The sequence below is a fragment of the Parashewanella spongiae genome, assembly GCF_004358345.1.
In the GTDB taxonomy this organism is placed as follows: Bacteria; Pseudomonadota; Gammaproteobacteria; order Enterobacterales; family Shewanellaceae; genus Parashewanella; species Parashewanella spongiae.
In genome coordinates, this window is the sequence record NZ_CP037952.1 from 2,238,806 (window position 1) to 2,250,954 (window position 12,149).

Sequence of the window (12,149 nt, forward strand, 5' to 3'; positions counted from 1 at the left end):
TATGATAATGTAGATGTAGGTTGTGATGGAGTTTTGCTGTTAATGAAAAAAATACAATTATTAGGGTTACTCTTTTTTTTCAGTGTCTCAAGTAGTTATGCTGCAGAGAACGATTTTCAATCATGTGTAGCCAATTTAACTAAAAAGGCTAAAGCCGAAGGTATTTCTAACAAAACCATCGAAGAAACACTAGCTATAGTAAAGCCTAAGCCACAGGTTATTAAGCTGGATAAAAAGCAGCCTGAGTTTTCAAGTACTTTTGCTGATTATTTCAATAAGCGTGTTACTGATTGGAGGATTAATAAAGGTAAAATATTGTGGAAAACCCACCATGAATTGTTAAAAGAATTAACGGTAAAATATGGTGTTCCAGGACAATACATATTGGCTTTTTGGGGGCTTGAAACCAACTATGGCTCTTACAAAGGGAACTTACCTGTAATTGACTCATTAGTTACCCTTGCATGTGATCCACGTCGAGCAAAGTTCTTTTCTAAAGAGCTTATCCAAGCGCTTAAAATTAAACAACGATATGGGTTCGCCTACAAAGACATGAAAGGTTCTTGGGCAGGTGCAATGGGGCATACTCAGTTTATGCCCAGCACGTACGCAAAGTATGCCATTGATGCAGATAAAGACGGAAAACCTGACTTATGGAATAGCTCAACAGATGCCCTGACTTCTGCAGCCTATTTCTTGAATCAATTAGGTTGGAAGAGAGCTGAGCGATGGGGGCGAGAAATTAAGCTGCCAAAAGAATTTGATTATACCTTAGTGGGGGCTCAACAAAAAATGCCTTTGAACCACTGGAAACTTAACGGCGTGATGAAAGCCGATGGCAGTCAATTAGCTGTGGCCGATATGAGCGCTGCTGTATACCTGCCTGCTGGTCATACAGGCCCAGCTTTTCTTGGGTACAATAACTTCAAAACCATCATGCGTTGGAATAATAGTGAATTTTACGCTATTGCAGTAGGGCACTTAGCGGATCGTATTGTTGGTGCGCCGCCACTCAGTGTCGCACCACCTGTCAATCAACGATTAAAGCGTTCAATGATAAAAGAGTTACAACAAAAGTTAGCCAATCAAGGCTATGATGTTGGGGAACCAGATGGAATTTTGGGCAATAAAACATCTAACGCCCTGCAAGCGTTTCAAAAATCCAAAGGCTTGATTGCTGATGGTTTTCCTGATGCAACTACATTTGAATCTATTGGTATTAAAAAGGAATAAAGATGGCGGAATTAACTCTGGATGAGTTGAGTTTTGAACAAAAGCAGCGATTAGCATTTATAGATTTTAGTCTCCAATATTTTGGTCATATATCGGTACAGGATTTAGTTTCAAAATTTGCCGCTGGCTTAGCAGCGACGAATCAAGATTTTCACATATACCGTTGCTTAGCAAAAGATAATATGCAGTTGAACCAGCAATCTCATCAATATTTTCGTTTGCCTAGCTTTGCTGCGCTGTTTAACCACGATGCTGGATCAGTCTTGCATGGTTTAGCCAAAGGTTTTGGTGATGGCTTGTCTCAATCGGTGGCGCCAAGTCAAGTGTGTTTTGATGCGATTAGTCTTATTCATCCGGATACAAATGTAATTGCGACCATTATGAGAGCAATTCAGCACCAAAAAGCAATCCGCGTGACTTATGTGTCTACCTCTTCAGGTGAAAGTCAGCGTGAAATTGTACCTCATGCATTAGTGAATAATGGGCAACGCTGGCATATAAGAGGTTATGATCGCGTTCACAAACGTTTTGCTGACTTCGTAATAACTCGAATTAAAAATATTAATGGTAGTGACTCTGAAGTAAAAACTGAAGAAAGATCAGATGCCGATTTAAATTGGCAAAAAATGGTGTTATTGAAACTCATTCCGCATCCGTCATTAACATACCCAGAAGCGATTGAACTTGATTATCAGATGAAAGATGGTGAGCTTGTTATTCATTCCCGCTCAGCCTTAGCCGGTTATCTGTTAAGACAATGGAGTGTGGACTGTTCTAAATCACATCATTTTAATAGCGGTGTTTGTCAATTGGCACTCAAAAATCACAACATATTGCAAGATATCGAACACACGAGCATAGCTCCAGGAGCCTGATTATGGGTATAAAGATTGGAATTCGGACGTGGCTTTGTTAATCTGCGGCTCAAAATATAGAGACTAGGAATGATAATGGCGATTGCTGACGATCAAGTTGTAAATTTTAATTACACGCTTCGTGATGAACAAGGCGAAAAAATAGAAGCTAATGACAAAAACGAGCCATTGGCTTATCTTCATGGTCACAATAATATGATGCCAGGTATTGAAAAGTCAATCAGCGAGCATAGTGTTGGTGACTCGTTCACAGTGACACTTCCAGCATCTGAAACATATGGTGAGCGTCTAGAAGATGCAGAGCAACGGGTTTCTGTAAAACATCTTGTTGGTGCCAAAGTTTGGAAAGCTGGAATGCCAGCATTGGTCAACACAGATCAAGGTCAGCGCCAAGTTACGGTAGTTAAAGTGGGTAAGTTTATGGCAACAATTGATACTAACCATCCGTTGGCCGGTCGTGAATTAACTTTTGATATCGAAATTGTTGACAGTCGCGAAGCTACAGCTGAAGAAATTGCTCATGGACACGTACATGGTAAAGGCGGACATCAACATTAATTTTAATGATTAAAACATGAGTAGCATCTGAGTAGGTGCTATTTTTATCTTGTTTTCTCTGATTTATACCAATTACAGTAATTAATCTCTCATTCAGCAAGAGCCAAAGGGTTTCAGTGCAAGGCACAAGCTCGAAGTACTAAGGGACGTGGCGGAAGAATGTATACCAATTTTATCGTCACTCCTGCGAACGCAGGAGTCCAGAGTCTTTGGTTAATTTGGGCACAAGTCGCTGGATACCTGCGTTCGCAGGTATGACAAATTAAGCGTTGAAATTTAAATTGGTATTATTTGAACTGCGACATCCCTAATTACCTGTCGATAAGTTCTTTGATAATTATTGTGCTCAGGATTAGTGCTATACAAGACGCAATGTAGGGCGCATAGCCGTAGCTATGTAACCGAAATTGCAACACCGTAGAGTGCTGAAACTGGGCACTAGAAAATCTTAAGAAACTTATGATCAGGTACTTATATCCCCTAACGGCCGCCATACAAAGCTGGCGTTCAACGCACTTCGTGCTTTTGTCGGGATAATTCAAGTGCTTGTAACGCAGTAATGGAACCCTTTAGCCAATTTCGATTGCACTTTGAGCACATACATAGCTCTGAGTTGAGCATTTAATTACTGTAATTGATATTACTTCTCCTAAATAATCCATCTTTGTTGTCAAAATGTAGATAGCTGGTAAAGTAATCCCACCAAAAAGAAAGGGAAGAATAAATGGCTATCACGGATAAATTTTCAAGCAAACAAATTTTTAAATTTTTACCGATTGTTGCAATTATTATTGCAGGTATTAATGCATACTACACGGTAAATGAAGGACACGTTGGGGTAATTAAACGGTTTGGAGAAGCGAAAGATCAACAGCCTCCAGGTTTGCACTTTAAGATCCCATTTATTGAAACCGTCGAAATGATTGAAGTGCGCACACGTAAAAATGCAGAAAAAATGGCATCAAGCACTAAAGAACAAATGCCTGTTACCATAGAAGTTTCGGTTAACTGGACAGTAGAAAAAGAAGCGGCTCTCGATCTCTTTAAGCGTTATGGTGGTTTAAGCCAATTTGAACAACGTATTCTAGATCCTCGTTTTAGAAGTGCAACTAAAGATACCATTCCACAATTCGAGGCTGAGCAATTGATCCAAGATCGAGCGTCAGCAATTCAAGGTATAGAACGACGATTAACCGAAGAAATGGCTGGTTTTCCAGTTATCGTTGATAACATCCAGATTGAAAATATCATCTTACCTGCGAAATACATCAGTTCGATTGAAATAAAACAAACGGAAAAAAACCTTGCAGCAGCTGAAGAGCATAAATTAGAACGTCAACGTTTTAAAGCTATGCAAGCAGTCAATACAGCAGATGCAGAAGCACAAAGTATTTTAAAGGTCGCTGAAGCCGATGCTCAAGCTATTTTGCTAAAAGGCAGAGCCGAAGCACAAGCTATTGAGGCGAAAGCCAAAGCACTTAAGAATAATCCACTTATCGTTAAGCTTACAGAAGCGCAAGCATGGGATGGGAAGTTGCCAGCAACAATGCTAGGCAGCGGTACAATGCCAATTATGGATTTGCGCAACTCACAAGAAAAAGGAAACTAAAAAATGTCACTAGACTCCAATGAAGCCATTGTTGTTGAACCTGATACAAAAGCAACAGCATGTGTTATTTGGTTACATGGACTCGGCGATTCTGGCGCAGGTTTTGCGCCAGTTGTTCCAATGTTAGGTTTACCACAAGATCACTCAGTCCGTTTTATTTTTCCACACGCACCAGAGCAGCCTGTAACTATCAACGGCGGAGCTGTTATGCGTTCGTGGTATGACATAAAAAGCATGAACTTACTCGAAAGGGCAGATCTGGACGGTGTGAAACAGTCTGAATTAAAAGTAAAACGTTTTATTGAATCTCAAATGGACTCAGGGATTCAATCAGAAAACATCATCTTGGCAGGTTTTAGCCAAGGTGGGGTGCTGAGCTTGTTTACAGGTTTACGTCTTCCATACAAATTAGCGGGCATCATGGCGCTATCATGTTACTTGCCAGCTGGAGATAAATTGCCAGAAGGTATAAATGAAGTAAATAAAGATACACCAGTTTTACAGCATCATGGACAGCAAGATCCAGTAGTTCCTGTAGATGCAGGGAAAATGGCGAACACGGCATTAATTAATGCTGGTTATTTAGCCGAGTGGAAATCGTACCCGATGCCGCACAGTGTTTTACCTCAACAATTGGCTGAAATTGGTCAATGGTTAAGCAAACAGCTTAATGTTTAAAATGATATCTACAGCATAGAGAAAAATTATAAATATTGGTCACTGTTTGTTTTATAAAATAATTAACTACGGTTGTTAATTTGTTTTTTAATTAATAAATTTAGGTGTTTAAGTTAAATATTTGCTTGAACACTTTTTAAATAGATGGTGTTTAGTTAAATATTAAATTACTTGTTTAAAATTAAAGACAGTAAGGTGTTAGTTATTTTAATAAAAATAATAACTTAGTTCACACTTCTTACTTTTTATTGTCACAATTTAATGACTCTTGTTGTTATTATGCGCCCCAATGAATCGATATGACTTCATATAAATAAAAGCTAAAGAATAATTTTAGCGATATAAAATCAAGGGGTTGATAAAATGAGTAATGCATTAATTAAAGGCTTAGTTGCTACCGCAGTTTTAGCCGCGTTAACTGGTTGTGGAAGTGATAACAAATCAACAACAGAACCTACACCAGTGCCGCCTATCGATACAAGATTTGATATGACAATCGCACATATCAATGATGTCCATTCTAATTTTGATGCACATGATTTCGATTTCACTGCTCAAGTCGATGAAGCCGACTTTAAAGTGAGAACTCAAGCTGGCGGTTATCCTAGAATCACTAAAAAACTCAAAGATCTACGAGCTACTGCTGAAAATAATGAACAGCCATTTCTAGCGTTATTAGGCGGAGACGCTTTCCAAGGCTCCCTATACTTTAGTTTACTAAAAGGTGAAGGTAACGCTCGATTATTGAATGAAATGAAACTTGATGGCATGGCTATCGGTAACCATGAATTTGATTTAGGCAATGGGCCATTAATTGACTTTATTGAAAAAGCTAACTTCCCATTACTAGCTGCAAACATGGACACCAGTAATGATGCAGATATGGACGCACTAGATAATTTAATGCCATATATCATTAAAGAGTTTGATGGCGTTAAAGTTGGTGTATTCGGACTTGTTTTAGAAGACCTAGAGACGATTTCTTCACCTGGTGAAAATTTAATTTTCAATAAAGAAATTGAGTCTGCACAAGCGACAGTTGATTCTCTTGCAGAACAAGGCGTTAATAAAATAGTTATGGTGAGCCACATCGGAGTGGATCGAGATGTTAAAGTAGCCGAAGGGGTTAATGGTATCGATGTAATCGTGGGTGGCCATTCTCATTCTCTACTAGGCGATTTTACGAATATTGGACGTGGTAGCTCTAATGTTGCTTATGCACAAATGGTTACTAATCCAAACGGTAATACGAAGACTTGCATAGTTCAAGCAGGTCAATATGCAGAAGCAGTTGGCAAAGTTGATGTCTCATTCTCAAATGGTGAAGTGGACACATGTGCTGGTGGGAATACACTTCTTATAAACGATGAGTTCAAGCACAAATATGATGGAAAAAAACGTACTCCATTAACCGAGGATGACCAAAGTAAAACCGTTAATTTTGTCGCTGCTCAATCAAACATTGAGATAGCAGATGAATCTAACATTGTCAGAGCTATTATTGATGAGGACTTTAAACCACTTCTAAATGAGTTTGAAAGTGAAGTGGTTGGCACGATTAATGATGCAAATGATGAGCAAAACCAATTAGATCATGTCCGTATACCAGGAAAGCGCAGAGATGGAGCATCTTTAGCTGAAACAGGTTCCGAAGCAGGAGCTCATGTAGCAGCATCAATGGTTTGGAAACTGAACAATCATAATTTTAATGTTGATATGGCAATTACAAATACTGGTGGTGTTCGTGATCATATTAAAGAAGATAATGAAAATGGTATTAGCATTGGTTATGTTGTAGGTAGCTTACTGTATTTTAATAATAAACTATCAGTGGTTACGCTCAATGGTCAGAGTGTTAAAAAGCTTCTTGAAACAACAATTGATTATGGTATTAATACTTCCGATGGTGCTTTCCCAACTTTCGCAAATATTCAATTTACTTATAATGGTAAAGCTGTAAAAGGTGAGCGTATTGAAAGCCTGCAAGTTTGTCCTGGTGGCGTAGCTGCAAATATGTGTGCCGATATTGATGTTTCGCAAAATTACCGCATTGCAACTAATGAATATGTAGCGACAGGTAAAGATGGATATACTGTATTTGCTGAAGATAAAATTGGTGAAGTAGAAAACGCTGGCTTTATTGATAATGAAGTAATGGTTGAGTACATTAAGGACGTGAAAGTACTTGAAGAAATTCCAACAGGCCTTAACTTTATTGCTCCTGATTTTAAAGAAGATGGTAAGCCTTTTATCATTGACTCTCCGCTAATTAAGCCAGAAGATAACCAATAAAAAATAAATTTTTGAATTTTAGGCCGCTATTTTGCGGCCTTTTTTTACAGCGATTAAAAATAATAAAATGTGACCAATGCAACACTTTTGATGGTATTTACTGTCACTGAATTTTTATAGCTTTTATATTGTTCACTTCTTTCTCAACAAATACTTTTCTGTTTTCAATTCAATAGTTCTAATCTCTCATGCTGGACTGCATGGAGGTTACATTTCAATTAACATCAAACGTCAAGGCTGACCCAATTAGGTTAACTCTAGGGTTAACTATGTCTAGTTGTGAGGTTAAAAATGAAAAATACATTCTCGAAAGGCATTGTTGTATCAGCAATAATGATCGCTCTATCTGGTTGTGGTGGTAGCAGTAATAGATCAACTCTAACAAATCCAGCAACATGCGCAGATGCTGGAGACGCATGCGTAAAATTCACCATAATGCATACAAATGATAATCACGGACGTTTTTGGGAGAACAGCGATGGTGAGTACGGGATGGCTGCTCGAAAAGCATTAATAGATAGCATACGAACAGAAGTGAGACAAAATGGAGGTGAAACTCTTTTGCTTTCAGGTGGTGACATTAATACAGGTATACCAGAATCGGATCTTCAAGACGCGGAGCCAGATTTCGTGGGCATGAACGCCATAGGTTATAATGCAATGGCGGTTGGGAACCATGAATTTGACAATGCATTAACTGTTGTGGAGAAACAACGTGAATGGGCTAACTTCCCAATGCTATCTGCCAATATTTATAAAACCGAAAACGACACTCTAGTGAGGTACTTCGATCCTTATAAAGTGTTTACAATCGGTTCCTTACGTATAGCTGTAGTTGGTTTAACAACAGAAGATACAGAGACAATTGGTAATCCACAGTTTATTGGAGATCTGACATTCACGAAACCCACGGATGAAATTAAGAAAGTTATTAGTGAAATTAAAGCTAATGATGAAGCAGATCTTATTTTTGCTGTAACGCATATGGGGCATTACGCTGATGCTGCGTTTGGGAGTAATGCACCTGGTGATGTGAGCATGGCTCGAGAGCTTCCTGAAGGTGATCTAGCAGCAATTATTGGCGGACACTCACAGGTTGCTGTGTGTATGGAATCAGGCACTAATACATATGCAAACTTTAAAGCAGGAGACGCCTGTACACCAGATCAACAAAATGGCACCTACATTATGCAGGCCAGAGATTGGGGAAAATTTGTTGGTCGTGCTGATTTTGAATACTTCAATGGAAAATTAAACCTAGCAAGCTATAAACTGATCCCTGTCAATTTGAAAGAAGAAGATTCAAATGGAAATTTGGTAACAATCGGTAATGCCCTAACTCCAAATATAACTTTGCGTGATACATTAAAAGTGTTTCAAGATAAAATACAACCAACACTCGAAAAAGAAATAGCTAATATTTCTGAAAAGCTAGAGGGCGACAGAAAGGTTGTTAGAAATCAACAGACTAACCTTGGCCATTTTATTGCCGCAGCTCAAAAAAGTTCTCTTGATGATGTTGATTTTGCGATATTAAATTCAGGAGGTGTAAGAGCATCTATTAAACCTGGAGTTGTAAAAGTGAGAAATGCTTATATAGTTCAGCCTTTTAATAATAGTGTGAACAAAGTAACTATGACAGGAAGCGATATTGCAAGATATTTAGGTAGTGTTGCAACTATAAAAGTTGGTTCAGGGGGGTATGCCCAAATAATAAATGTAAATATGTCTGTTAACTGCGACAAACCAACAGAGCCTGCGATCATAAACTCTATCGGTGGAGAGACATTTTCACCTACAGAAAAATATTCTTTTACAATCCCAAGCTTTAGTGTTGCTGGTGGTGATAAATACCCAAATTTAAGAGCAGATGATAATAACTTTCAGGATGCAGAAATTTTTGTTGGCAAACTTGATGTGGACGTATTAAGGCAGTTTCTTGAATCTGAATCGGCTAAAGACTCTGAAAACGGAATTATAGACCTTTCACCTTTTGAGCCAAATATTGAAGATATTACTTATGAAGGTTCTAATAATGTAAATGGGTGTGAAACACAATAACGTTAGTCTATGAAAACTAAAGCCAATCACGAGGTTGGCTTTAGTTTCAAATGTTTATTGTTGAACCTTAGTCTTTCAAGCATAAATGATTACTTACAACTTTTCATGTACAGCAAAACTCCAACTCCGACAACAGTAACTAACATCAATCCTGAAAACGGAACTGCAGTACCAGTATAAAGGAGGGCAAGTACAGGGCCTGCTAGTGCGCCACAACCAAAGCGTAAAGTGCCTATTACTGCAGTTGCAGTTCCTGTTTCTTTCTTGAATTTCATTAATACAATCGCATCACAGCTTACAGACATGACGCCTAAGCTTGCCATAAGTGGCATGAGAAAAATCATGGTAAATTCATAACTGAGCGATAATATATTTACAGAAACTAAACCTGTAGCTGAAATGATTGCAATAACAGTTGCAGCATACAGCATGCGTTTCGCTCCGAATTTAGTGACTAACCTTGAGTTAATAATGTTTGCCGTCATCAAGGAACCAACATTTAAGCTAAAAATGACTGCAAAAAGGGTGCGATTTACCCCAAAAACTTCCATAAATACAAAAGCAGAAGCAGTGAGGTAACTGAAAAAAGCAAAGGAAGTTAATACGCCACTGGCTATGTATAATTTAACGCCTTCTTTCGTAAAAACGACAGAATATGCACCTAAAAATGATTTCTCAGTTCTTACGTTTTTATCTTTATCACTGGGCAATTTTAATTGAAAAATAACCATGAAAAGCATAAGTGCACTGTAAATAGAAAGAAATCTAAATATCCATTGCCATTGTGAAATACCCAAAATAAGCGTGCCAACTGCTGGTGCAATTAAGGGCGCTATCATCATGATTAAACTTACATATGACATACCTTTTGCTGTATTTTCTTTATAAACTTCCTTTATATATCCAGGAACTACGACAGTGGCTGCCGCACCTATAAGCGCTTGTAAAAAACGTAGAATAAAGAAACTGTTTATGTCACTTGAATAGCTAATCAATAGGCTGACTATTGAAAACCCTGTTAAGCCTAATATAACAAGAGGTCTGCGCCCAAACTTATCGGCTAAATACCCAAAAATAAGCATACCTAAGGCATAACCAGCTAAATATGTGCTTAAAGATTGCTGAACAACGGTCACCTCTGACGAAAACGTTTCAGCTATGTCTGTGAGAGCAGGCAGATACATATCAATTGCTAGAGGTGTAATGGCGACTATGGCAGCAAGCATCGGGATTAAAACAAGCTTTGAAATGTTTTTGGGTGATAAACCTGAAGAAGAACTCATTGATACCTCTAAAAATGACAACGTTATCTGCAATTTTTAAGTTGCGGATAGGCTTTTTGAAATCGAAATATGCTTGGGTTATCAACTGTGACAACCAAGGCAAAAATGTTAGGAATTCAATCCATTAGAAAACTTAAACGATGATAAAATCGTAGGAGAGTTGTTTTTAAAAAATATTGATTGAAACTGGCTCAGTCACTTCTATGTCTACATTTTTATGAAGATATTAGGGTCTGTTGATCTTTCGTGATTGTTTTTGCAGCGATAAATTGGTTATTTTATGCAAGGCAGAGTTTGTGAGGTTTGGTTATTATCGACATACAAAACTGTCGTTACTTCGTTTCCAAATAAGAAAACGATAACGCAGCACCTTTGATTTAGAAAGAGCGACCAATTTACGCTCTCTCTTTTTTCGATGCTTTTGAGCATTCACTGTTCTGTGTTGTGACCAGCTCACTTAGATGGCTAAGCATCACTGCTCACGCCTTGAACAGATAAATGCTCAAATACCACAAAATTTAATCCCGAAAGATCAACAGACCCTAGGTAAGAAATATTAAATCAATTTTACTCTTTTTAAACAAACTAGTCATGTAAATTTACGCTAAGAAAGGAATTATTTATCTCGATGAGATTCAACAATTATCGAAAATGGCAGTTTAGAAAGAAAATAATAATAACCTACTGCACCGAAACAAAAGCCAAGGACTGACCACAAGATTCTTTGATTTGTTGGTACATTAACCGGAGATATCACAGGTTTTAATGCAAAAATAACATGAACGGTCACTAAAAAGATGACTAAACATGTAATGAGAGTACTAATATTAAAATCGAACACAGGATATTCCTTATCTAGTTTCAATTATGGAATTATTATATTGCCTTATCAGTTATCTAATTTACCTAATTGGTATTCTTGTTCCATCAATAACCAAGGTTGATACTTTATCATAGCTCTTGAGAATATTTCACTTTTTAACCAGTATGACAACCATTTTTTCAAATTATGATATTCAGATCCATCAAACCACGATTTATCGACATAAGCAAACTGCCTAATAAATGGGAAGATAGCGATATCGATGAAACTCGCGTCAACGTCGAGTAAAAAGTCTTTATCTTGAAGTAAAAACTCAAGTTCTTGTAAGAATATCTCAGCTTGCTGTCGATAGTATTTTTGAGAATGCTCGGGTTGTCTATCAAAATATTTGTATTTATCGAGCCACTTTTTAAAATAATTATCGTTGGTATTAATTAATTGCTGTGTTTTGTGCTCGCTGTAGGAATTTTTGCGCGGCAAAATATTCGAGGGGTCTTTAGCATTTAACGCCCACAGCATAATGTCGATACTTTCATCAATAACTTTTGTGCCGTCTTTTTGCTTAACGGTCAACACAGGCACAGTGCCTTTAGGAGAATGTCTTAACAATATCTCAGGTTTATTTTTTAATTCTATTTCTCGTAAAGCTACTGGAGTTTGAGAATATAAAATACCTAAGCGTGCGCGGATGGCATAAGGGCAGCGGCGGAAAGAGTATAATGTCGCTGTATTCATTA

Annotated in this window: 9 protein-coding genes; 7 read left to right on the forward strand and 2 right to left on the reverse strand. The window is 37.8% G+C overall.

What is annotated here, in order from left to right:
- Positions 1-42 precede the first annotated feature (42 nt).
- The 7 genes from E2I05_RS08530 to ushA all read left to right on the forward strand — a co-directional run bounded on the left by E2I05_RS08530 (position 43) and on the right by ushA (position 9,306).
- Positions 43-1,233 carry a lytic murein transglycosylase gene (locus E2I05_RS08530; RefSeq protein WP_121854881.1) on the forward strand — a complete coding sequence of 397 codons (1,191 nt, stop codon included), beginning with the start codon at positions 43-45 and terminating at the stop codon, positions 1,231-1,233.
- Between the two features lie 2 nt (positions 1,234-1,235).
- A complete protein-coding gene (locus E2I05_RS08535; RefSeq protein ID WP_121854876.1) occupies positions 1,236-2,108 on the forward strand; it encodes a helix-turn-helix transcriptional regulator in 873 nt (290 codons plus the stop codon).
- Between the two features lie 75 nt (positions 2,109-2,183).
- Entirely contained in the window at positions 2,184-2,666 is a 483-nt protein-coding gene (locus tag E2I05_RS08540; RefSeq protein ID WP_121854875.1) for an FKBP-type peptidyl-prolyl cis-trans isomerase, read from the forward strand.
- Between the two features lie 724 nt (positions 2,667-3,390).
- Entirely contained in the window at positions 3,391-4,275 is an 885-nt protein-coding gene (locus E2I05_RS08545) for a prohibitin family protein (RefSeq protein WP_121853802.1), read from the forward strand.
- Positions 4,276-4,278: 3 nt separating this feature from the next.
- Positions 4,279-4,953: an alpha/beta hydrolase gene (locus E2I05_RS08550; protein ID WP_121853803.1), complete on the forward strand. Its 675-nt coding sequence runs from the start codon at positions 4,279-4,281 to the stop codon at positions 4,951-4,953.
- 363 nt (positions 4,954-5,316) lie between these two features.
- Positions 5,317-7,245 carry a bifunctional metallophosphatase/5'-nucleotidase gene (locus tag E2I05_RS08555; protein ID WP_121853804.1) on the forward strand — a complete coding sequence of 643 codons (1,929 nt, stop codon included), beginning with the start codon at positions 5,317-5,319 and terminating at the stop codon, positions 7,243-7,245.
- Between the two features lie 291 nt (positions 7,246-7,536).
- Positions 7,537-9,306: a bifunctional UDP-sugar hydrolase/5'-nucleotidase UshA gene (ushA, locus tag E2I05_RS08560; RefSeq protein ID WP_121853805.1), complete on the forward strand. Its 1,770-nt coding sequence runs from the start codon at positions 7,537-7,539 to the stop codon at positions 9,304-9,306.
- 89 nt (positions 9,307-9,395) lie between these two features.
- On the opposite strand, the gene E2I05_RS08565 is transcribed toward ushA, so the two are convergent.
- Entirely contained in the window at positions 9,396-10,589 is a 1,194-nt protein-coding gene (locus E2I05_RS08565; RefSeq protein WP_121853806.1) for a multidrug effflux MFS transporter, read from the reverse strand.
- 889 nt (positions 10,590-11,478) lie between these two features.
- Positions 11,479-12,147 (reverse strand): glutathione S-transferase, encoded by a 669-nt coding sequence (locus E2I05_RS08570; RefSeq protein ID WP_121853808.1) that lies wholly within the window; start codon positions 12,145-12,147, stop codon positions 11,479-11,481.
- Positions 12,148-12,149: the final 2 nt, after the last annotated feature.

Excerpts from the sequence above, each read along its gene's own strand:
- E2I05_RS08530 (WP_121854881.1), top strand. The coding sequence starts at position 43 with ATGAAAAAAATACAATTATTAGGGTTACTCTTTTTTTTCAGTGTCTCA.
- E2I05_RS08535 (WP_121854876.1), top strand. The coding sequence starts at position 1,236 with ATGGCGGAATTAACTCTGGATGAGTTGAGTTTTGAACAAAAGCAGCGA.
- E2I05_RS08540 (WP_121854875.1), top strand. The coding sequence starts at position 2,184 with ATGGCGATTGCTGACGATCAAGTTGTAAATTTTAATTACACGCTTCGT.
- E2I05_RS08545 (WP_121853802.1), top strand. The coding sequence starts at position 3,391 with ATGGCTATCACGGATAAATTTTCAAGCAAACAAATTTTTAAATTTTTA.
- E2I05_RS08550 (WP_121853803.1), top strand. The coding sequence starts at position 4,279 with ATGTCACTAGACTCCAATGAAGCCATTGTTGTTGAACCTGATACAAAA.
- E2I05_RS08555 (WP_121853804.1), top strand. The coding sequence starts at position 5,317 with ATGAGTAATGCATTAATTAAAGGCTTAGTTGCTACCGCAGTTTTAGCC.
- ushA (WP_121853805.1), top strand. The coding sequence starts at position 7,537 with ATGAAAAATACATTCTCGAAAGGCATTGTTGTATCAGCAATAATGATC.
- E2I05_RS08565 (WP_121853806.1), bottom strand. The coding sequence starts at position 10,589 with ATGAGTTCTTCTTCAGGTTTATCACCCAAAAACATTTCAAAGCTTGTT.
- E2I05_RS08570 (WP_121853808.1), bottom strand. The coding sequence starts at position 12,147 with ATGAATACAGCGACATTATACTCTTTCCGCCGCTGCCCTTATGCCATC.